The sequence below is a fragment of the Gloeothece verrucosa PCC 7822 genome (assembly GCF_000147335.1).
Classification (GTDB): Bacteria; Cyanobacteriota; Cyanobacteriia; order Cyanobacteriales; family Microcystaceae; genus Gloeothece; species Gloeothece verrucosa.
On the sequence record NC_014501.1, the window covers coordinates 1,733,751 to 1,755,818 of the forward strand.

General features: G+C 40.8%; 20 protein-coding genes. 11 read left to right on the forward strand and 9 right to left on the reverse strand.

Annotated elements, in window-relative coordinates; all coding sequences use genetic code 11:
- Window positions 1-49 precede the first annotated feature (49 nt).
- Window positions 50-376, forward strand: a complete 327-nt coding sequence (locus tag CYAN7822_RS07720) for a hypothetical protein (protein WP_013321681.1) — start codon at window positions 50-52, stop codon at window positions 374-376.
- A 172-nt stretch (window positions 377-548) separates the two neighbouring features.
- Here the strand turns inward: CYAN7822_RS07720 and CYAN7822_RS07725 are convergent, their stop codons facing one another.
- On the reverse strand, window positions 549-1,142 hold the full coding sequence (locus CYAN7822_RS07725; RefSeq protein ID WP_013321682.1) for a Crp/Fnr family transcriptional regulator: 594 nt from the start codon (window positions 1,140-1,142) through the stop codon (window positions 549-551).
- A gap of 19 nt (window positions 1,143-1,161) precedes the next feature.
- Window positions 1,162-1,887: a serine O-acetyltransferase EpsC gene (gene epsC / locus CYAN7822_RS07730; RefSeq protein WP_013321683.1), complete on the reverse strand. Its 726-nt coding sequence runs from the start codon at window positions 1,885-1,887 to the stop codon at window positions 1,162-1,164.
- 247 nt (window positions 1,888-2,134) lie between these two features.
- On the opposite strand from epsC, the gene CYAN7822_RS07735 reads away from it, so the two are divergent.
- Entirely contained in the window at window positions 2,135-2,590 is a 456-nt protein-coding gene (locus CYAN7822_RS07735) for an RrF2 family transcriptional regulator (RefSeq protein ID WP_041933170.1), read from the forward strand.
- A 174-nt stretch (window positions 2,591-2,764) separates the two neighbouring features.
- Here the strand turns inward: CYAN7822_RS07735 and aroA are convergent, their stop codons facing one another.
- The 4 genes from aroA to CYAN7822_RS07755 form a co-directional block, all read right to left on the reverse strand.
- Window positions 2,765-4,111: a 3-phosphoshikimate 1-carboxyvinyltransferase gene (aroA, locus tag CYAN7822_RS07740; protein WP_013321686.1), complete on the reverse strand. Its 1,347-nt coding sequence runs from the start codon at window positions 4,109-4,111 to the stop codon at window positions 2,765-2,767.
- A gap of 262 nt (window positions 4,112-4,373) precedes the next feature.
- Window positions 4,374-5,381: a DUF1517 domain-containing protein gene (locus CYAN7822_RS07745; protein WP_013321687.1), complete on the reverse strand. Its 1,008-nt coding sequence runs from the start codon at window positions 5,379-5,381 to the stop codon at window positions 4,374-4,376.
- A 242-nt stretch (window positions 5,382-5,623) separates the two neighbouring features.
- The gene (locus CYAN7822_RS07750) at window positions 5,624-6,436 is read right to left on the reverse strand and encodes a hypothetical protein (protein ID WP_013321688.1); all 813 of its coding nucleotides are present in this window, start codon (window positions 6,434-6,436) and stop codon (window positions 5,624-5,626) included.
- On the reverse strand, window positions 6,429-7,850 hold the full coding sequence (locus tag CYAN7822_RS07755) for an AAA family ATPase (protein WP_013321689.1): 1,422 nt from the start codon (window positions 7,848-7,850) through the stop codon (window positions 6,429-6,431). The genes CYAN7822_RS07750 and CYAN7822_RS07755 overlap by 8 nt, the downstream gene beginning before the upstream one ends.
- Before the next feature lie 336 nt (window positions 7,851-8,186).
- On the opposite strand from CYAN7822_RS07755, the gene CYAN7822_RS34480 reads away from it, so the two are divergent.
- The 3 genes from CYAN7822_RS34480 (at window position 8,187) to CYAN7822_RS07770 (ending at window position 10,153) form a co-directional block, all read left to right on the forward strand.
- Window positions 8,187-8,642, forward strand: coding sequence for a BAR domain-containing protein (locus tag CYAN7822_RS34480; protein ID WP_013321690.1), 456 nt, complete (start codon window positions 8,187-8,189; stop codon window positions 8,640-8,642).
- A gap of 190 nt (window positions 8,643-8,832) precedes the next feature.
- Entirely contained in the window at window positions 8,833-9,495 is a 663-nt protein-coding gene (locus CYAN7822_RS07765) for a chromophore lyase CpcT/CpeT (protein WP_013321691.1), read from the forward strand.
- Between the two features lie 97 nt (window positions 9,496-9,592).
- Window positions 9,593-10,153, forward strand: a complete 561-nt coding sequence (locus CYAN7822_RS07770; RefSeq protein WP_013321692.1) for a 1,2-dihydroxy-3-keto-5-methylthiopentene dioxygenase — start codon at window positions 9,593-9,595, stop codon at window positions 10,151-10,153.
- A gap of 408 nt (window positions 10,154-10,561) precedes the next feature.
- Here the strand turns inward: CYAN7822_RS07770 and CYAN7822_RS07775 are convergent, their stop codons facing one another.
- Entirely contained in the window at window positions 10,562-11,245 is a 684-nt protein-coding gene (locus CYAN7822_RS07775; protein ID WP_013321694.1) for a hypothetical protein, read from the reverse strand.
- 162 nt (window positions 11,246-11,407) lie between these two features.
- Between CYAN7822_RS07775 and CYAN7822_RS07780 the strand changes: the two genes are divergently transcribed.
- Together CYAN7822_RS07780 and CYAN7822_RS07785 are read left to right on the forward strand one after the other, a co-directional pair.
- Window positions 11,408-11,587, forward strand: coding sequence for a hypothetical protein (locus CYAN7822_RS07780; protein ID WP_013321695.1), 180 nt, complete (start codon window positions 11,408-11,410; stop codon window positions 11,585-11,587).
- A 66-nt stretch (window positions 11,588-11,653) separates the two neighbouring features.
- Window positions 11,654-12,430 (forward strand): HAD-IIB family hydrolase, encoded by a 777-nt coding sequence (locus tag CYAN7822_RS07785; RefSeq protein WP_013321696.1) that lies wholly within the window; start codon window positions 11,654-11,656, stop codon window positions 12,428-12,430.
- 61 nt (window positions 12,431-12,491) lie between these two features.
- Here CYAN7822_RS07785 and CYAN7822_RS07790 read toward each other — a convergent pair whose 3' ends face one another.
- On the reverse strand, window positions 12,492-12,776 hold the full coding sequence (locus tag CYAN7822_RS07790; protein ID WP_013321697.1) for a DUF2470 domain-containing protein: 285 nt from the start codon (window positions 12,774-12,776) through the stop codon (window positions 12,492-12,494).
- A gap of 1 nt (window position 12,777) precedes the next feature.
- Entirely contained in the window at window positions 12,778-13,554 is a 777-nt protein-coding gene (locus tag CYAN7822_RS07795) for a cobalt-precorrin-6A reductase (protein WP_013321698.1), read from the reverse strand.
- A gap of 689 nt (window positions 13,555-14,243) precedes the next feature.
- On the opposite strand from CYAN7822_RS07795, the gene CYAN7822_RS07805 reads away from it, so the two are divergent.
- The 4 genes from CYAN7822_RS07805 to CYAN7822_RS07820 all read left to right on the forward strand — a co-directional run bounded on the left by CYAN7822_RS07805 (window position 14,244) and on the right by CYAN7822_RS07820 (window position 22,038).
- On the forward strand, window positions 14,244-16,769 hold the full coding sequence (locus CYAN7822_RS07805; protein ID WP_013321700.1) for a mannose-1-phosphate guanyltransferase: 2,526 nt from the start codon (window positions 14,244-14,246) through the stop codon (window positions 16,767-16,769).
- 256 nt (window positions 16,770-17,025) lie between these two features.
- Window positions 17,026-17,682, forward strand: a complete 657-nt coding sequence (locus CYAN7822_RS07810) for a single-stranded DNA-binding protein (protein WP_013321701.1) — start codon at window positions 17,026-17,028, stop codon at window positions 17,680-17,682.
- Between the two features lie 515 nt (window positions 17,683-18,197).
- Window positions 18,198-20,861: a bifunctional acetaldehyde-CoA/alcohol dehydrogenase gene (adhE, locus tag CYAN7822_RS07815; protein WP_013321702.1), complete on the forward strand. Its 2,664-nt coding sequence runs from the start codon at window positions 18,198-18,200 to the stop codon at window positions 20,859-20,861.
- Window positions 20,862-20,949: 88 nt separating this feature from the next.
- Window positions 20,950-22,038 (forward strand): isocitrate/isopropylmalate family dehydrogenase, encoded by a 1,089-nt coding sequence (locus tag CYAN7822_RS07820; protein ID WP_013321703.1) that lies wholly within the window; start codon window positions 20,950-20,952, stop codon window positions 22,036-22,038.
- The last annotated feature ends 30 nt before the right edge of the window (window positions 22,039-22,068 follow it).

Here is a 22,068-nt window from a genome sequence, read left to right on the forward strand (position 1 = left end):
AAATTACACTTATCTGATATAATTTTAGTAAATTAGTCCAGCAAAGATCATGTTTATTTCTAAACTTCTCCAAATCCAAAAGAATCGTCATCAAAATCGTACTAGCCCAGTCAAGAGTCAAATAACAGTTAAACCTTTTATTGATCTATTTTTAGATACAGCAGGGTGGTATACTCTCGGACATTGTGATCGCAGAGAGTTTTTAGCGGCTGTTATCAAAAAAGAAAAATATCCCTATTCTAATTTTCGTCTTAAGGACGTTCAATTGGCTTGGGCAAAAGTAGATGCTAATAACTTTGAATTAGTGGATAAAGTCACTGACGACGCTCTACCGATTACTTTAGTTGAAGACATAGGACAATTAGGAGAATATTAATCAAACAAGTTACAATTTTGGCTCAAATATTCATTAAAAAAAGCAAAACAACTCCTAAACCAACAGAGTTTTTATATCAATTTTCTCTAAGATTGCATCTAGTCGAAACTGCCTACCCCCCCTCTTGGGGGGACGTTTCATATTTATCAGTCAATTCCTTTGCTAAATGACCCTAGATTTCATAATGCCAAACCTCTTCTTCACGTAGAACAATTCTGTGTAAAGGATAACGCTCGATTACTCCTTGTTGCTCCAATTGATTAATAGCTCGTGTAATAGTAACACGAGTTGAGCCTAATATTTCAGAAAGTTCCTGATGAGTTAAACGTAAATCAATTAATTGCCCTGTGGCGGCTACTCGACCAAACTTTTGAGCAAGCCAAGTTAATAAACTCATGAGCATAGGCTCAATTCTTTTATGACTACGGATAAATGCTAATTCTTCTAACTGCTGAATGTGAGATAAGAACATTTCAGTAAATTGATAACTGTCAGTGGTGGGAACCGAAATAGCTTTAACAGATGTTAAACACTCCATTTGATAAGGTTGAACTCGGGTTAAAGCTTGTCCGACAATATCCCCCGGCCCCCATAATCCTAAAATCACGAGATTACCGTCTTCATGCCATGAAGAAGTCCGCACCACTCCACTCTCTATTTTCCAAAGAACATCGGGTTTAAGAGGGATAAAAGAACGCCGCTTAAAAGACCAATTGTTTTTAGATTTGAATTGAGGTGTTACCGATAAAGAAGCAGAAAGAGTCATAATTTATCCCAAATAAAAATTAAATTCCAGAGCCATCGAGAAATTCTTCAATAACCTTATTATTCTGTGCCTTAGCTTGATGAGTTAATAGAAAGTAATGATCAGGTAAATTAGTCTCAAGCTGTAAGTGTTCAACTTGTTCCTCTAAAGCTTTAACCCGTTCAAATAAAGTTTTAATCACTTCTGCCGGTAAATCCCGATGATAATCCGAGGCTAAATTTTCTTCTGACAAATCCTTTCTTTCAATCACACGCCCAGGTATGCCGATGACGGTACTATTACTCGGTACATCTTGTAAAACCACAGCACCGGCACCAACACAGACATGATCTCCGATGTGGATATTACCCAAAATCTTAGCTCCTGCTTCCACAGTCACATACTCTCCTAAAGTAGGATGACGTTTTCCAGTGGTAGAAGATGTCCCTCCTAAAGTGACTCCTTCTCGAATCACGGTATAGTCTCCTACACAAGCCGTTTCTCCAATCACAATGCCCATCCCATGAGCAATAAACACTCCTTGACCAATTTTTGCGCCTGGATGAATTTCAATCCCTGTCAAAAAACGATTCAGTTGAGAAATCAAACGAGGAATTACAGGCAAACCCTTTTTATAAAGTTGATGACTAATTCGATGCAGCAGTATAGCTTGGAATCCAGGATCACAAAAGACTAGATTGAGCCAATGGTCAATTGCCGGATTATTTGGCTTTTCCCTGTAAGTTTTGCAGTCCGTTGACAACATAGTTAGTCTCACTCCTTATAGTGAGGCAAGGTTTAGGGATAGTTCCCCCTGCCTGTGCCAATCGATTTTCTCTGAGTAGAGTATTTTTTCAATTTCAGGGGCTGATTGGAGAACAACTCTCTGCTTTTAATATACATTAAGTTGATAAAAATAGTGTAATTTAGAAATAAGTTTTTGACATAAAGGCTCAAGTCGTCGTAAAACAAAGTAAGTTGCTCTAGAAATTGTTGTATTTTTAGATACAAAGTTGGATAGTCAAAATTACATTCTCTTGAGTTTGCCGTCAAAAGTTGAATATGCCTTACTAGCGTTGTTAGAAATGGCTTCTCAACCGGATCTCAAAAAACCTCTGACGGTCAATGAAATTACCGCCAAGCAACCCATTCCTGAACGCTACCTAGAACAAATTTTTGCTTCTTTAAGGCGTGGCGGGTTGCTTAAAAGCCAACGTGGTTCTAAAGGCGGCTATGTCTTAGCTCGTGAGCCACAGGATATTACTTTGTTAGAAATTGTCTCAATTATCGAAGGTAATCGACAAATTAAAGAAAATATGGATGTATCAACTGTAGAGATGAAACTGATTCAAGAAAGTTGGCAACAAGCTAACCAAGCCGCTCAATCAATCTTGGGGCAATATACCCTCTTAGATTTATGCAAGCAGCGCGAATCTTACATTCAACAGAGTTTGATGTATTACATTTAGTCAATGGTCAAGAGTCATTAGTCATTAGGCAACAGGGAGTGAGGAAGGGAATTGGGGTGGAAGCGAAGCACTCACAAGCGTCGCTATCCTTTGCCGCAAAAAAAAGGGAAAATTACGAGTGGCTAATGGCCGCAAGCAAGAACTACCTAGTAACCCATGACTAATGACGATTAACTATTGACAAACCTGTTGAAGTGTGCTAAAGAATTCTGGATAGGAAATCGAAGCGGCTTGAGCGCGGTGAATGGTTGTGGAATAACTAGCATTGAGGGCAGCAATGGCTAAACTCATGGCAATACGATGATCGGTATAACTATCGACTTGTGCCCCAACTAAAGAGCCACCGCCAGTGATTTCTAAACCGTCCGGTAATTCAGTAATCTTAGCCCCCATACGGTTCAATTCAGAAGCCATAACCGCAAGGCGATCGCTTTCTTTGACCCGTAATTCTTGGGCATCGCGGATAACCGTCGTGCCTTGGGCGAATACCGCAGCCACAGCCAGGATGGGAATTTCATCAATTAAACGCGGAATTAAATCGCCGCTAATGGTACAAGCTTGTAACTGGCTGTATTGAACCTGAATATCGGCCACCGGTTCGCCAGTGACTTCTCGCTGGTTTAAAAGAGTCAAATCTGCCCCCATCATCTCTAAAACGTCTAAAATTCCGGTACGAGTAGGATTAATCCCCACATTTTCAATAATTAACTCAGAACCCGGCACAATAGACCCCGCTACTAACCAGAAAGCCGCAGAACTAATATCGCCAGGCACAATAACCGTTTGTCCGCTTAAGCGAGTCGGACCAATCACACTAACACTATGGGTTTGAGGGTCGATTTCTAGATCAGCCCCAAACGCTTTTAACATCCTTTCGCTGTGGTCCCTTGATAAAGCCGGTTCAGTCACCGTTGTTTTACCGTCGATACTTAAACCAGCCAACAAAATACAGGATTTAACCTGAGCAGAAGCAATCGGAGAATGATAATGAATTGGCTTGAGTTGTTGTCCAGACACCGCTAAGGGAGCCAGAGAATTATTCTTTCTGCCCCAAATTTGTGCCCCCATTTCTTGTAAAGGTTTAACCACACGAGACATAGGGCGTGAGCGTAAAGAACTATCTCCAGTTACCGTAAAAAAGCGCCCAGGATGAGACGCTAATAGCCCTAACATCAATCTTAAAGTGGTGCCGGAGTTGCCCGCATCCAAAACATCAGCCGGTTCAGTTAGATTGCCTAATCCTATCCCAGAGACGACAATTTTTTCAGTATTTAGCTCGGAAATTTCTGCCCCCAAGGCGCGAAAGCAACTGGCGGTACTGCGGGGGTCTTCTCCTAACAAGAGTCCCTTGATGACGGTTTCTCCTGCGGCTAATGCGCCCAACATTAAGGCACGATGGGAGATAGATTTATCTCCGGGAACGGTTATTTTGCCCTTTAAGGATAAACCTGAACTCGGAGGAGTAATGATTAACTCTTGCTGTTGTTCGACGGATTTTAAGCTAACGATGGAGGATGACATAGTTTTTAAGTTAACAATTAACAGTTAACAGTGAACAGTTTTCAGTCATTAGTTAGATAATTGCTGATTCCTGTTTACTGCTTACTGATTACTGTTCCCTGAGCAGTGGTCAATTGTCAATTGTCTATTTTGCGTCTTCACTGAACACCGAGTAGGAGAAAGCCGCAAAGGGCAAAGGGCAAAGGGGAAGGGGCAAAGGGGAAAGGGCAAAGGGCAAAGACAACTATTGACTACTGACTACTGACTATTGACTAATAACTCATTAAACTAATTGCATCATATCTGTATAGTGGCTGATAAACTCCTCATAGGTGAGGCTATCAGATTCCTCTTGAGGACTCCAGATTAACTCCAACTTCATCAAATAGTCAGGGGGGACATTAGCCAATCTTTCGAGCGCTTGTTTTAACTCCTCTATGGAATGAATCTGCTTAAATAGAGGGCGAGTATCGGCTGTTCCTAACAAAAGAGTAACGATAATATAAGCCGCACTTTCATCAGCCGCAAGCTTAATGTCTTGATGTTCGATTTTGCCATTAATATTAGTCAGCGTCTCCGCACACAGTTTACTGCGTTCCTTTAAAGATAACTGGTTAAAATCTGCTTCAGCTTGATCAATTTTCATCGACTTCGAAGTAGCTAAACCATGACTCCAGTCTTCGGAATGCCTTAAAAGCACCAGCACCGACTCTTGTAAAAGTTCCCATAAACCCTGCTTACTATTGGGATCTACTCTAACAATTAATTCAGATAACTCTGATTGAACGCCTGTGGCTTTCGCTAATAAAGCTACCTGTAATTTAGTAAGAGTGACAATCTGATTATCCGCTTTGCGTGTGCCTTTTGGAGTAGCCGCTAAACTCTTGAAAATACTATAAATCACCGCAAAAAGAATTAGAGCCATCAAGCTCAATAAAATAATATTCACAAACAGCATTGCTCCAGCATTATTGCTAGTGCCGGCGGGGGCATAATGATCATCATCACCCATTTCAATCTCAATTTCAGTGTGAGAACCATGAGTTCGACGAGAATGATCATGAGATGTCGAGCCGCTACTTGAAGAAGAACTTGAAGAACTACTATGGCTAGAACTCCTAGAAAATGAGCCGCCACTACTGCGTCCCCCACTACGGCGGGCTTCAACTTGTGAACCAATATTAACCCAAGAGGTTTGTGAAGTGGTTCTTGATAAGGGAATATCTAGCTTAATAAGACTTAAGGTTAAAGTTGTGACGAGAAGAAGTTTAAGATTAATATTTTTGAACATAATCGAAGTACGAAAAACTCTAGTTATAGAGTTCCCCAAATTTAAACTAAATACGTCACAAAAATAAAAGATAAAGTCTCGTCCCTGGCTCTAAGTGCTATTTTAATGTCTCAACGCCCTAATCCGCACATAGCCTATGTAGGTGTGCCTTCGCTGTTGGTCAGTCCCTCGCGGTGCGAAATATCAGGCTTAGTTCGTATAGCTAGAGGCTTAGGCCTGTGGGAATTTAAAGCAGGATTATTTTACAGTTTAAAGACCTTTTTTAAAGTAGGAATTTTCGCTTTTCCAATGCCGCAGTTTAAGCTAGTAATTGGGTTTAAGCTTTTCCATTTACTTTTAGATTCTGTAAAAATAATATCGGCTATTTTGTCGGCATTAATCTTTTCAAATCCATCGATTTTATAAGTCGATAAATAGTTCAGCCGCTCAAATATTTCCTCTCTAGAGGCGCGTTTAATACTAATGATTTCTGGTGGGTGAGGTGGGGGAATTTCTGGCTCACTAGGAACGGGTTCGAGAAAAAATACTTGTTTGAGACTGTCTAATTTTTTGCCTTGAGTAATGCCACATTTTAATTTAGGAATTTCATTAAAGGTTTTCCACTTAGCCCGAGTAGGACTACTGGCTATTTTTTCACTGGCTATGAGGATTTTTAAGGCTTTTAGTTCACTATTTGGTTGTTCTTGTAAATATTTTAAAGCGGCCTGAATAGTTTCTCCAGAAGCAGTATTTAAGTTAACTTTGGGCGGCATTTCGCCATTGAGGATTTTGACTTGTTCGATGCTCTCTTGTTTCGCTTCTATTACAATACACCATACTCTCTCTAATACGAGTTTTTTAGCCACTACATAAATCAGAGGGTTACTCACTACTTGATATTGATACTCGGCTATTTCTTTGACAATTAAAGGTAGCCAGTTTCTTCCCTCTTCTTTTAATACGGCTTCTACGGCTCCCTGAATGATAAATTCTGAAGCATAACATTCATCATTTGCGGGTTCGATATCTTCTACAGGAAGATACATTAATTTACCGATATTATCAAAGTCACTCATTGATAAAATACTCCTTGGCTAAAGCTAAATAATATTGATAAGCCGTTTGATGACTAAGCGCGGCTGGACGACGGGAAAACGCAGCACTCGCTACAATGGCATATTGAGGAATATTAAAAACTGATTGATCAGCTAAACCATTAATAGATTTAGGATAAAATAAAGAAAATAATTCCTCATCTCTCAGCGAACCTCTAGGAGTTTCTATAGTTAGCAATTTTTTGATTTCTTCATGAGTTGTTTTCATTTGAGCTTCGGTAGAACTGTGCTGGTTAAAAAAGATAGGTAAAGCTATAGGGATTCCATATTCATGATTTTTTCGTCTTTCATCTTGAATTTCTGGGAGATATTGTTTAATCACTTTTTTAGCATTTTTCAAAGAAGCAAAATTATTAGAATTAGTAGGAATTAACACTACATCTGAAGCATAGACACAACTTTTACTCAAAAATGACCAGTTAGTCGGACTATCAAAAATAATATAATCATAACAATTTAACAAGGGATGAATCAGCCTTCTTAGCCGAGTATTTCCGCCTTGTATTTGAGCCATTTTTATTTCATTTGTCATGATTTCTTCTAATTTATCATCAGGACAAATCAAATCAAAAACATGAACTTGTTTCTGTTTTAGTTGAATAAAAAAAGGTTGAATAACATCATCAATATTGATTTTTGTATTCATTAACGCATCAGAAAATTTAACGCTTGCCTCTCCTTTTCCTAAAGAAGCGGTTAAATCTCCTTGTTGTGGATCAAAATCAATGACCAAAACCTTCTTATTGAGAATTCCTAAAACCGAGGCTAAATTAGCCACTGTTGTGCTTTTACCCACTCCTCCCTTGTCATTATATACACAGATAGACAAGGCTCTCGGAGTTTGATTAATAAAACGTTTTATTTGAGTAATAATTTGCTCTATATTATCTTTCTTGATTAGATAGTTTTCTGTAGCTGGAAAGACAACTTTTCCGTGTCGGCGAAACAGTTGGATATGTTCAGAATTAGTAATAATTCCCCATTGGGCAGTTTTACAGTTAGGTGAGAGTAAATAATCTTTGATTTGTATTTGAGCATCTTTGTATTGGGGTGTACCTGTGGCTAAATTAATCTTTGCGCCGCCATTGGTTTGTCTGCCTTTAGCTTCGATGAGAAGATAGGGATTAGTTTTAGCTTTGATAAAAATTGCCTTATGGTTATTTTTCCTAGCCGCATAATCTACTTTACAAGAACCCTTACCTGTAGAAAATTCTGGAAACCACTCTTGTTGACTAAACCCGAGTTCTGCTAAAAGAGGCTCTACGAAAAGCTTACAGACAAGGGGTTCATTAGCATTATATGGAATAGACTCTAAAATTTCTTGCCAATTGAGCCTAATTTCGTTGTCATCGAAGGATATAGGTTGAGCAACCATAATACTCTCTATAAAAGGTTACAGTTTTAAAGTACCCAGAAGCTCAAGCAAAAATAACACAAGCAGCCATTATTAGCCCTAAATTTCTGGCTCTAAACGCCCATAAGCTCAAAAACCGCTTTTTTGGCTCTCTTCAGTCTTGATGAAGGTTCTTAATAATTAATCGAAAAAAGATTTGTACAGAATAAAACAGCCGCCGAATTGGCAAGGGGTTTGCAGGATCTCTCTGAGTAGCGAACATTTAAGAAAATGATATAATTGCTATAATCCCAATAAAAATTATCAACAATTAAGTCTTAAAAGTCTTAACAAAACTCTCTACAGGAGAAATAGATTATGTATCCTTGGTTATGGTGGTGGTCCCCTTCTTTTAATTTTCCTTTCAGTGGTGCTGTCAATCAAGATATTGAGACAGATTGGTTTAGTGATGAAATTACTCCTGAATCTGGAGATGCTACCATTGAAAGAAAAGTATTCCGTGATGTCGCTTCCTATGGAACCCAACTTGGACTTCTTAATGAGGCAGTCTTAGCTCTAGCTCAAGAATTGGACTCCGATACTCTTGAAAATAACAAGGCTTTAAGACGATTAAAAACCCTGCAAGAGCAAGTCCAGCAAGTTAAAAACCAAACCCAAGCTCAGGCGCGAACGAGAGCTAAAAAAATCTTAGATCAATTGGTAGAAGAAGACCCAGATTATCTGGCTAGTTTACTGGAAAGTTATGCAACAAAAATTCGCGCCGCTTCCCATGCAACAAATAACGGTGATAATCAAGTTTCAGAAGTTTCTTAAAACTTAAGCATTACCAAAGTATCAAGCGACTCTTCGGTGATCAAGCTGCCTAAAAGAGAAAATTAATCTAAGATTTTTTAGGCAATTTTGGGCAGGAGTTATAAACTATAAATTAACCCACCAATACTGACGTGCTAATCCTTCCTTATTAGCAAAGATGTTGGTAAAAGATCACCACTCACAGACGAACATGAGACATCATCACATCACCACAGCACTACTCATCAGCTACCTATTAACCACTGGTTCGGCCCAAGCTTTACCCGTAAACAACGAGGTAAACTCAGTAGTAACCCATCTCGTGGGAATTATGGATACCTCTGCTCAAGCGGCTGAAAATCCCAAAAAATCTAGTGTCCGTATGACCACTTGTCAAGTCACCTTTAGGGGAGCTAATGATTCAGTGCAGAACTCGTTCGGTTCCCCAGTCTATCTCTATCAAGAACAAGCACTAACCCAAGAATTAAATAAACCTTACCGTCAGCGCTTTCTTGAAATTCAACCCAGTGTCGGCCAAGAAACTGTCGAATCTAAATCCTATAAACCTGCACAACCAGAAACTTTAATCGGGTTATGTAACAAACCTGAATCTGAGAGAGTCTTACAACAAAGTGACTTAGGAGAATTTGTTTGTAGAGTCTTTTTAAAACCTTCCCCTGATGGTTTTATTGGAGAAACCCCACCCGAAGGATGTCCGGCTAACGTTAGAGGAGCCGTAAAAATTACCAATACAATTATCCTTCATTCTCGAGGAATGGATACCTGGGATAAAGGTTATGATGCACAAGGTCATCAAGTTTGGGGAGCGAGAGAAGATGCTTACCAATATCGATGGGTTAACCAGCAAAGATAAAAAGACCTGTTGATTTTTAGGTAAATAATTTTTTTTTATGGCTAATTACGCAGCCAAACAGTCATAATAGTTATGGATGGCCTAAAAGGAGAACCACATGGCAATTTTACGTTTAGAAGATGGAACAACCTACACAGATTTAGAAAAAATTGCATCGGAATTAGCCGCCCTAAACATTCAATTAAACTATTGGAGCGTAGGCGATGCTACCAATACCCAACACTTACTCGAATTAGCCGCCTTATCAGAAGAAGAAAAAGAGCAAGTTTTACAAGCATTAGACCACTACTTTGAGCAACTTCAACAAAGTTATGGTTATCAATCTCGGGACTTAATCGTGCTTCATCCTAATATTCCCAACTTAGATGTTTTAATGAGCAAATTTGAACGCTGTCACACTCATGCCGATGATGAAGTCCGTTATATTATTGACGGTGAAGGAGTATTTGGATTTGTACGTCCTGATGGCTCTCAAGTTGAATTAACCGTTGAACCCGAAGAATATGTCAATGTTCCTGCGGGGACAGAACACTGGTTTCATTTAACAGAGAAAAAACGCATTAAAGCAGTACGTTATTTTATTACTACCGAAGGATGGGTTCCTGAATATACCGAGACAGAAATTCGCTTTCCGTCATTAGCTATAGCGGCTAACTAAAAAAGTGCTGGAGGATTTCTGGAATTGAAATCTGGCCAGCACTTTTGCTCGGTTGATCTGTATTTTCAAGATAAAAGACTCAGCTATTTATCAGACAACGAGGATTTTAAGGATTGAGAAATTTGAAATACATAGCTGCAACTAGAAAGTTAATCGATAAGAAAATACCCAGTCCCCACAAAACATCAGTGAGACGTGCGGCTCTTGGAGATCTAACGTTTTCATTCATCAGTAAATTTAGCTCCTTTTTAAATTAGTATGGTTAATCTATAGTTAAGTATTGGAGATAAACTACTGCCAGCGCATCAAACTAAAGGATTATTTTGATTAATCCTAAATTTTACTAAAATACTTAGCGTCCGTCGTCAAACAGATTTTTGGGACTTTTTTGAAATCGCAAAGCCGTGATCAACGGACTAAATCCGGACGCATCTGCTGAACATCAACTGGATCAACAAAAGGCAATTGATTGCCCGCATTTCTCAGGCGCTGAGTAGGCACAGGTAAAGGATTTCTCTGTCTTTCTTGGGGAGGATCTTCATCGATTGGGATTTGCTGAGGTTCAGGAGTTTGTGAAGAGGGGTTATTAGCGGCGGCGGGAGGTTGTCCTGCTTGAGGAGTTTGTGAAGCCGGATTTTGGTCATTTTGAGGGGGTTGAACAGCCGCATTAGGCTGTGCGGGTGAGACTCCAGGCTGATCAAAACCGAGCAATAATCTGCTATCTGTGAAATAAGTCGCCCAAGGTTCTACAGATGGTGAGTTGATCCAAGCTTGGCGGCTAACCTTAACCACCAATACCGGGGCGATGGCACCGGCATTTTCTCCTACGATCACCACTTTAATTTCATCTAAAGAGGGATCTTGTTTAAAGCGGCTATTGATAGTGCTGTAGGCTAAATTTTTAGACCGTTGCATAAACTGATTGTAAGATTCTTGGGGTTGGCGATAAATAGGCAAATTAAATTCTATGGGTTTAGCCAATGTTATTGATGGATAGATCCCTATAGTCGCTATCCAGGTGATAGCTGTACAACTTAATAGCGTCGTTAAACTGATGGGAATAAACTGTTGTTGGATGTTGAGTTTTAACATAGATTTTTAGTTAAATTAGGTAACTTGCTTTACATATTCTTTCTTACCAGCTATCGATCACATGAATGAGTGATGTAAATCACTAACTAACAGATATGAAGATCACTTTCCCAGATTATGGTTCAATTACAATAAAAACAAGCAAAAAAAACACTTGGAACAATGGCTAAGTATTCTGATCCCAATTTACAACCAAATCCCTTTGTTACTTATCGAGACCCTCAAACAGGCTTATGGGTGGTCGTTCAAAATGCCACAGTGGCTCACAATGCAAATCTTACTGCTCAGGAGCCTCAACCCATACAATCTAATGAAAAAAAAAGATCTAACCATGTTTTCTAAAAAACTTATATAACAGGGTATAATCTCTTGTAACTTGATTATATAGTTTGAGCGTTCTGCCCTGCTATGGCTTTATTACCGATTTCTGAGGCAGTTGTCAAAGATGACTTTACAACAGTTGCCCTCCTAGCCAGTGATTTTGATGGTACCCTCACACACCAGGGAAAATTAACAGCTACTGTCATAAAAAAATTATCCGCTTTAGCAGCAGCCGAAATACCTGTTTTAATTATAACTGGACGCTCTGCCGGCTGGGTGGAAGCAATTAATAGCTATTTACCAGTTACCGGAGCCATCGCCGAAAATGGCGGGTTGTATTATTCTCAAAAACGAGAGACTCCCGAAATTTTAACCCCTATTGTTGATTTCATAGAACATCGTAATTCCCTCAAACGAACTTTTGAAATTTTCAAGACACATTTTCCTAATCTGCAAGAATCAGCTGATAATCGTTTTAGAATAACTGACTGGACTTTTGATGTAACTGGGCTAACTTTATCAGACCTTCAAAAACTGATCAAGTTATCTCATCAATGCGGCTGGGATTTTACTTATAGCACTGTTCAGTGTCATATTAAACCTTTACAGCAAAATAAAGCCGATAGTCTGCTGCAAGTGATACAGAAATATTTTCCTCAGTTGAAAAGTGAGCAAGTTTTGACCATCGGGGATAGTCCCAATGATGAATCTTTATTTAACCCCCAAATTTTCCCGCTTTCTGTGGGAGTGAACAATGTTTTACATTACAAAGATAAGTTAAATTATTATCCAAAATTTGTCACAAATAAGAGCGAAAGTGAAGGTTTTTGTGAATTAGTAGATTTACTATTTAAAAACCAATAAATATCAATATAACTAATAACTAATGACTAATGACTAATGACTAATGACTAATGACTAATGACTAATGACTCAAAGTTCTTGCCTGTTTTACCATATCAATTAAAGTATGATGAGCATCTTCTGAATCTTTTAATTCATGAGCAAATTCAATGCGAACAGGAACGGTTTCCTCCTCAATTTGCACTGATAAATTCATCCCTTGCGGATCAATCGATAACATTTGAGCCGCTTGAGCATTAGGAATATTCCCAAAAGCTTTAGCATAGAGAACTATTGCATCTCCATGATCCTCATTCATGTGTTTACAAATGCGATCGCTAATAGTAGAAGTAATGGGATCTGCCATGTTAATTTCCTTGCAAGAGTTGACGACAAAAAGTAATAACTTCAGATAAATCGCTAGTAAGCTTAGGATAAACAAGCTGTGGCCTTGTAATCACAATTAAAGGGATATTTAATTGGGCAGCCACTAATCGCTTAATATCTTCTCCTCCTGCCTTTCCTGATGCTTTAGTAACCACCAGAGTAATGCCCCAATGTCGCCAAAGTGCCGCTTCTAATTCAGCCTGGATAGGAGGACGCAAAGCGATTAAGCGATCACTTGTAAATCCGGCAGCAATAGCCGCTTCTATTGAGTTTACAACAGGAAGAATCCGAGCAAACAGAGTTGAGCGAGTTTGCCAAAATTTAAACAGAGGTAAAACCTTATATCCAACTGTTAACAATACCCGTTGTTTTAAAAGATATTCCCCCGACAAAAGACGGTCAAAACTCTCCAACTCTAGAACTTTTCCCTCAAAAAGCGAAGAAATTAAGGCAGGACGTTCATAGCGTAGATAGGGGATATTTCTGTCGGTAGCTGTAGCGATGGCCATTTGAGATACCTGTACTGCATAGGGATGAGAGGCATCTACAATAGCCATGATTTTTTCTTGACTTAAAAAATTACTCAAATTTTCTGGAGTCAATTGACCAATATAGACCTTCAAGCCGGAAATTTGAGGATAAAGATTGACGGCGGTAGCAGTAGTCACCGTTACCGTACAGGGTAACTTGGAGTAAGCCAGTGCTGATGCAATTTGCCTACTCTCTTGTGTACCCCCAATTAACCAGATCCGGCCCATTTAGAGATGCGAAATCAGTGGACTAATAACTGATAACTGTACACTATTAACTGTTTTGAGCATTTAATCTCTCCCTTTAAGAGCTTTAGTAAAGTTTTGTCGAAAGGCCGGATTCATCACTAATAAAACAGGCCACAGGAGGGATAACATTAATCGAGTTGGTAAGCTACGGTTAAAGTTGGTGTTGCTATACCCCTTTGAAAATTTCCAGATACCCCCAAGATAAACTACTAGAACAAGGATACCAATGAGTTTGACCATAAGTATCTCCCCAAATAAACCTACTGTCTTTATTTTAGCTATCGCCGCTCTTATACCCCAGGCCGATTTTTTTCTCAATTAACAAATAACCTAAAAGCCCTGCTGTGGAGAGTTTAGGTAACAGAGGGAGCCAAGTTATGTTTAGCTTTTTGTAAAGCTCTGTAAACTCTTATAAATATTTCTCTAATGCTTGAGCTTCTAAAGCATCGGCTGTAAAGTTACCGTAATAGAACATACGATCAGCTTTCCTCAATCTGCTGTAATATCAACTCAGGTACTTAAAAAGCCTTGTGTTGAACTGATCACAGACCGACTAAAAAACGATAGGTTTGATCTCACAATCAAAAGCGTAATGCTGAGGTCAAGCAAAAATCCTTTGATTGAATGACTCTGTTGGGACAAAGCTAAGATATAGCGAAGGAGGACTTATGCGTGCAGTGCTGATGGCCGGGGGTTCGGGGACACGGTTACGCCCGTTAACCTGCGATCTACCTAAACCGATGGTACCCATCTTAAACCGACCCATAGCCGAACATATCATTAATTTACTCAAGCGGCATCACATTACCGAAGTGATCGCCACCCTTCACTATCTGCCTGATGTGATGCGAGACTACTTTCAAGATGGAGATGACTTTGGAGTAGAAATCACTTATTCGGTAGAAGAAGATCAGCCGCTCGGAACTGCCGGCTGTGTGAAAAATATTGCTGAGTTACTTGATGATACCTTTATCGTTATAAGCGGCGATAGTATAACAGATTTTGATTTACAAGCGGCGATCACCTTTCATAAACAAAAACGGTCTAAAGCCACTTTAATTTTAACCCGAGTGCCCAATCCGGTCGAATTTGGCGTAGTGATTACTGACAAAGATTACCGCATTAATCGATTTTTAGAAAAACCCTCTAGTGGCGAAATTTTTTCGGATACCGTTAACACAGGTACTTATATTCTAGAACCCGAGGTTTTAGACTATCTTCCCGATAACGAAGAATGCGATTTTTCTAAAGATTTATTTCCTCTGTTGCTGGAAAAAGAGGAACCGATGTATGGATATGTCGCTGAGGGATACTGGTGTGATGTAGGTCATCTAGAGGCTTACCGAGAAGCCCAATATGATTCCCTATACCGCAAAGTTAAATTAGATTTTGATTATCAGGAAAAATCGCCGGGGGTATGGGTAGGAAGCAATACTTATATTGACCCCTCGGCCAAAATAGAAACACCTGTTATTATTGGCAACAATTGCCGCATCGGTCCCGGAGCCATTATAGAAGGAGGAACCGTTATTGGTGATAATGTCACCATCGGAGCCGGAGCAGACTTAAAACGCCCTATTATTTGGAATGGGGCAATGATCGGCGATGAAGCCTATTTGGCGGCTTGTGTCATTGCTCGCGGAACGCGCATTGATCGCCGGGCACAAATTTTAGAAGGAGCGGTGGTGGGGCCTTTATCTACAGTAGGAGAAGAAGCCCAAATCAATACAGGAGTAAGAGTTTGGCCCAGTAAACGCATTGAATCCGGAGCCGTGTTGAATATTAATCTAATCTGGGGCAGTACAGCCCACCGAAATCTGTTTGGTCAGCGCGGCGTGTCAGGATTAGCTAATATTGATATTACCCCTGAATTTGCCGTTAAACTCGGGGCAGCTTATGGCTCTACCGTCAAACAAGGCGCTAGAGTGATTGTCTCTCGAGATCAGCGTAGTGTTTCCCGCATGGTTAGCCGCTCAATTATTGGGGGGTTAATGTCGGTTGGGGTTCATGTTCAAAACTTACAGTCTACCGCCATTCCCATTTCTCGCACCATGGCCCCTAAATTAGGAGTAGCAGGGGGTATTCATGTTAGAGTGCATCCGGACCGCCCTGATAGTATTCTGATCGAATTTTTTGACGAACAGGGGATCAATATCTCTAAAGCCAAAGAAAAGAAAATCGAAGGAGCTTATTTTAAAGAAGACTTACGAAGAGTTGGAATCCAGGAAATCGGCAATTTAGCCTATCCAGCAGGGGTAATTGACAGTTATCGACAAACCTTTGAAACCCAATTGAATGTAGAAGCTATCCGCAATAGTAGCTCAAAAATCATCATTGACTATGTTTATGGGGTATCTGGGGCTATATTACCGGAACTGTTAACTAAGTTTGGTTGTGATGCAGTAGTTCTCAATGCCAGTTTACGGCAAACGGCTGTTTCTAACCCAGAACGAGAGACTCTCTTACATCAACTCGGACAAGTGGTAGAGGTTCTTCAAGCAAGTTTGGGGGTTCAAGTATCGGCCAATGGAGAACAGTTGATTCTCGTGGATGAAGGGGGTTTAACTATTCGGGGAGAACAACTGACCGCTTTAATGGTAAATACCATTTTTGTTTCCTATCCGAGAAGTACGGTAGTAGTACCGGTTAATGCTTCTAGCGCTGTAGAACAAATTGCCCGTCGTCATGATGGTAAAGTCATTCGCACAAAAGCTAATCCCACTGCTTTAATGGAAGCCTCTCAAAAAAATCCTAATGTGGCTTTAGGGGGAAGTGGCGAAACCGGTTTTATTTTCCCTCAACTTCATCCTGGGTTTGATGGTATGTTTAGTGTGGCTAAATTGTTAGAAATGATAACCATTCAAGAGCGCTCTCTGGCCCAAATTCGTGCCGAGTTACCTCGAGTTTATCATAAGTCTTATACCTTACGCTGCCCTTGGAAGGTTAAAGGGGCTTTGATGCGTCATCTGGTCGAAATTCATCCGACAGAGCATTTAGAGTTGATTGATGGCGTGAAAATTATTAACCCTCATAATGATAATTGGGTGTTGATTTTGCCCGATGCCGGAGAACCTTTAGTCCACATTTACGCCAATAGCGATGATCGAGACTGGGTTGAACAAGCTCTTAAAGATTATCGCCATCAAGTTCAAGATTTTATTGAGCAAGAACAAGGCGAACTAGCCAATGTTTAGAGATTAGTCCTCTTGCAGAAGGAAGATCCTAATTTTTAATCGGGGAACAGGTTAAAGGAGGAACAGAAAAAACCTGTAGGGGCGCTGTTGCTTGCGCCCTTTGTTCCGTAAGCCAATACAAGCAATAAAGTTATTTTTCCTGGTGAGAAATTTAGCATAGGTTAGCTAGACTCATTTTCGAGGCTAAAATCGAAAGTTGTACAAATGTTCTATGATAGAGAGTAGGTTAAATAAAGCATTAGGAGTAATTAATTAAATGAACAGTTGTGTATTAATGGCTAAAATCATTAGTAATCCCCAGTTGAGATATACTCAAGACGGACAAAAACCTTTTACAGAAATGTTAGTGGAGTTTGCCGCCTTGCGCCCTGAAGAACCCCCAGCAACATTAAAAGTAGTAGGTTGGGGAAATTTAGCGACAGAAATGGTCGAAAATTATATAGAGGGAAATTGGGTAATTATAGAAGGTCGTATTTCTATAAACCGGTTTGAGCGGCGGGAAGGATTTAAAGAAACCAAGGCAGAATTCATTGTATCTCATATTTATCGAGTAGAAGGTCAAGTGATTCCTAGTGCATCTGTAACTTCATCTGGGGCAGCAAGTTCATCAACAGCGACAGCCGCTTCTCGTCGAGATAATGTTGTCCCGATGAATTCTTTTAAATCCAAACAGCCGGAAGTAGAAATGGCTGACGAGGATTTTGAACCCGTCTCTCCTCCCCCTCAAAAAGAACAACCTTCAAGACAACCCGTTACTTCTGCCGCTTCATCTTCCGATGATCAAGATTTAGATGATATTCCTTTTGTGCGACCTGTTAGTTTAAGAACCTGTGACCACCTCCAAGACTCTTGGGAATTGCTGGCTAACCGGCCTGGGAATTGGCTACATGGGGTCAGCGACTTATGGCGATAAACTTCTAAACGACAAGTCTTAGCTACCTCTGTTGGTTAGGGGCGATTGATTTTTGAAGCATTCCCCGTCTTGCATGGCGGGGATTTGAAAAATACCCCGATAATTTTCAGCTATGATTAGAAAAAGTTAGATTCTCACTCTGACCTAAAACCCAAAAATATTAAAAAACTCTGTACAATCTCAAAACTGTAACCCAAGAAACAAAGCCCCCACAGACAAGCTTTAAGATAGGTATCTCTGTTCAATCATTGAGTTCGCTAAAATCAGTCTAAGTCTTAGCCAGCAAGGGTTATAAATCTATCAACCCCCACATAACTCAAAAGTAATAAGTGTTTTTAACTATGTCTTATAATAGAAGAGAGAAGAAAACCTATCTAAATAGTTAAATTGACAAAACTTCAAGAAAGCAGTAATAGTTTTAACGGCAAAAATTGACCCGAATTAGCTCCCCATATTTTTTGTAACCTCACTCAACAGTTCTCATCCTCAGTGATCAACGTTCTTAAACAACCCTTATGAAAGTAACAAACATCCCAGAACTCGAAGTATTGATCCAAAGAACAAAAGCCGCCCAGGAAATTTACGCCACCTATAGCCAAGAACAGGTAGACGAAATTTTCAAAAAAGCGGCACTAGCGGCTAATGCAGCCCGTATCCCCTTAGCTAAAATGGCGGTAGCCGAAACTGGCATGGGTGTGATCGAAGATAAAGTGATTAAAAATCATTTTGCCTCAGAAATCATCTATAACAAATATAAACAGGATAAAACCTGCGGCGTAATCGAAGAAGATAAATCCTTCGGCTTTCAAAAAATTGCCGAACCCGTAGGACTTGTAGCCGGCATCGTTCCCACCACTAACCCCACCTCCACAGCTATATTTAAAGCCCTCATCACCCTAAAAACCCGCAACGGCATTATCTTTTCCCCTCATCCCCGCGCCAAAAACTGCACCATCGAAGCCGCGAGAATTATCCTTGAGGCAGCCGTAGAAGCAGGTGCCCCAGAAGGTTTGATCGGTTGGATAGATGAACCTTCGGTAGAACTCTCTCAGGCCTTAATGCAACATCCCCAAATTAGCCTCATTTTAGCCACAGGCGGCCCCGGCATGGTGAAAGCGGCTTATTCATCGGGTCGTCCCTCTTTAGGGGTAGGCGCAGGCAATACCCCGGCTTTAATTGATGATACCGCTCATATTAAAATGGCTGTTTCCTCGATTATCCTCAGTAAAACCTTTGATAATGGCATGATATGTGCATCGGAACAGTCGGTAGTGGTGGTAGATTCCATTTATGAACAGGTCAAACAAGAGTTTATTGAACGGGGTGCTTATTTCCTCAACCCCCAAGAAAAAGAGCAATTAGGAAAAGTTTTAATCGTTGATGGTCACCTTAATGCTAGTATAGTGGGCCAATCTGTGCAAAAATTAGCCGAATTAGCCGGTTTAAACATACCCGAAGAGAGTCGCGTTCTCATTGCCGAAATAGAAGAGATTGGTTATAGTGAACCCTTTGCTTATGAAAAATTATCTCCCGTTTTAGGGATGTATCGGGCCAGTGATTTTATCGATGGAGTCAAGGTTGCCGAACAGTTAGTCGAATTTGCCGGTAAAGGCCATACCGCCGTTTTATATACTGCACCCTCCAATAAAGACCATATCCGACGTTTTGAAGAAAAAATTGAAACCGCCCGGGTTTTAATTAATACTCCCTCCTCACAAGGGGCCATCGGAGATATCTATAATTTCCGTTTAGATCCCTCTCTTACCCTCGGATGCGGAACTTGGGGCGGTAACTCCATTAGTGAAAATGTCGAACCCCGTCATTTACTGAATGTTAAAACCGTAGCCGAACGACGGGAAAATATGCTCTGGTTCCGAGTCCCTCCGAAGATTTATTTTAAATATGGGGCCTTACCGATTGCTATTCGAGAATTAGCCGGAAAACAACGGGCCTTTATTGTCACTGACAAACCGATTTATGATTTAGGCATGACCCGTTCCCTAGAAGAAGTCCTCGACGAAATCGGCTTAAGATACAATATTTTTTATGATGTGGAACCCGATCCCTCTTTAGAAACCGTCAATCGTGGTTTAGCCCTGATGCGGGATTTTAACCCCGATGTGATCATCGCCATTGGTGGAGGTTCTCCGATGGATGCGGCTAAAATTATGTGGCTGTTGTACGAACATCCAGAAATAGAATTTGATGGGTTAGCGATGCGCTTTATGGACATCCGTAAACGGGTGTATGAATTGCCGCCTCTTGGACAAAAAGCCCTCTTAGTCGCCGTTCCCACCACTTCCGGCACCGGATCAGAAGTTACCCCCTTTGCAGTGGTGACTGATCGACGCAAGAATATTAAATATCCTCTGGCAGACTACGCCTTAACCCCCTCAATGGCCGTTGTCGATCCCGAGTTAGTCTTAAATATGCCTAAGTCCCTTACCGCTTACGGCGGACTGGACGCGCTAACCCATGCCACAGAAGCCTTTGTCTCGGTATTAGCCTCAGAATATACCACCGGACTCGCCCTAGAAGCGATTCGACTCATCTTTAAATATCTCCCGAGTGCTTACCAAAACGGCGGCAAAGACTCGAAAGCCCGCGAAAAAATTCATTATGCGGCTACGATGGCCGGTATGGCTTTTGCGAACAGCTTTTTAGGCATTTGTCACTCCATGGCCCATCAATTAGGGGCAGTGTTTCATGTGCCTCACGGGTTAGCTAATGCCATGTTGATCTCCTATGTCATCCGTTACAATGCAACCGATGCGCCCTTTAAACAAGCTACCTTCTCTCAATATAAATATCCTAATGCTATCTGGCGTTATGCCCGTATTGCGGATTATTTGGGATTAGGCGGCGTAACTCGTGAAGAAAAAGTAGATCGCTTAATAGAAGTGATCGAAGACCTCAAACGTCGGTTAGATATTCCCACAGCCCTCAAAGACGTTATTCCGGTGGGAGAAGCCGAATTTTTGGTTAAAGTGGATGAAATAGCCGATCAAGCCTTTGATGATCAATGTACAGGTTCCAATCCTCGTTATCCTCTAATTCAGGATTTGAGAGAACTATTACTAAAGGCTTATTATGGAGAGTCTCCCATTAATACCAATGGCGACGAACGCAGACATCTAACCTTAGCCGATGTCAAAACCGATCCTCAACCGATCGCCTAAATTCTAATTTCTTCCTGTCTTCTTTTACCGCCAGAGGGCAGGGGGAAACTTGGGCAAAAATCATCTCATCTGCCTTTTGTGAAAAATTATGTCTCAAACTACCCCCACAATTGTTGTTATGCACGGTGATCAAACCGGCGAAGAACTGTTATTACAAGCTTTGCGGGTATTGCAACCATCAGTCATTCGTCAACCCCTACAATTTCTCGACTATGACATCAGTTTAGAAAACCGTCGCGCCACTCAAAATCAAGTGGTAAAAGAAGCCGCCGAAAAAGCTAGAAACACTGGACTCGCCCTCAAAGCCGCCACCATTACCCCAGAAATTTCCCAAGATGTGGGAAGTCCTAATGCTATCTTACGAGAAGCAATAGACGCTAAAGTGATTCTCAGAACCGGACGACGTATTCCTAAAATACGCCCCATCGGAGGGGTACATTCCCCGATCGCTATTGTTCGTATGGCAGTAGATGATGCCTATGGGTCTAAAGAATGGCGCGAAATTAAAGAAAATGGCGATGAGATCGCCTATCGCACCTCGAAAATTTCTCGCTCAACTTGCCGCGCTGTAGCCGAGTTTACCTTTCAATATGCTAGACGCACAAAAGCTAAGGTGTTTGGTGGGCCAAAATTTACCGTCAGTGCAGTTTATGAGGGGATGTTTAAAGAAGAACTCGATAAAGCCGCTAAACGCCATACGGATGTTTTTTATCAACCCCTGTTAATTGATGCTACCTTTGCTCTGTTGTTGCAAAGCAGTGGCGAATCTTTGGTTATTCCCGCTTTGAACCGAGATGGGGACCTTCTATCGGATATGGTATTACAAATGTATGGCAGTATTGCTGGTTCTGAGAGTTTAGTGTTAGGGTTTGATGCTGGTAGTGATCAGGTGAAAACCGTGATGGCTGAAGCCCCTCATGGAACTGCCCCCGCGCTGTTTGGGAAAAATATTGCTAACCCAATGGCGATGATCTTAGCCTGTGCGGCTTTGTTGAGTTATGTGGGGACTGGGTTAGCGGAAAAGGCTTCTCGAGCTATCTATGAAAGCGTTTTTGAAACTATTTATGAGGGTAAAGCTACCCCAGATCTGGGCGGACAAATGACCACCAGTGACTTTACAGATGAGGTAATTCGCCGCGTTGAGGCTAAGTTGGAGGTTTGGTCTAGTTTAGAGTAAAAAGCCCTTGACAAAATTGACTTGAAGTTT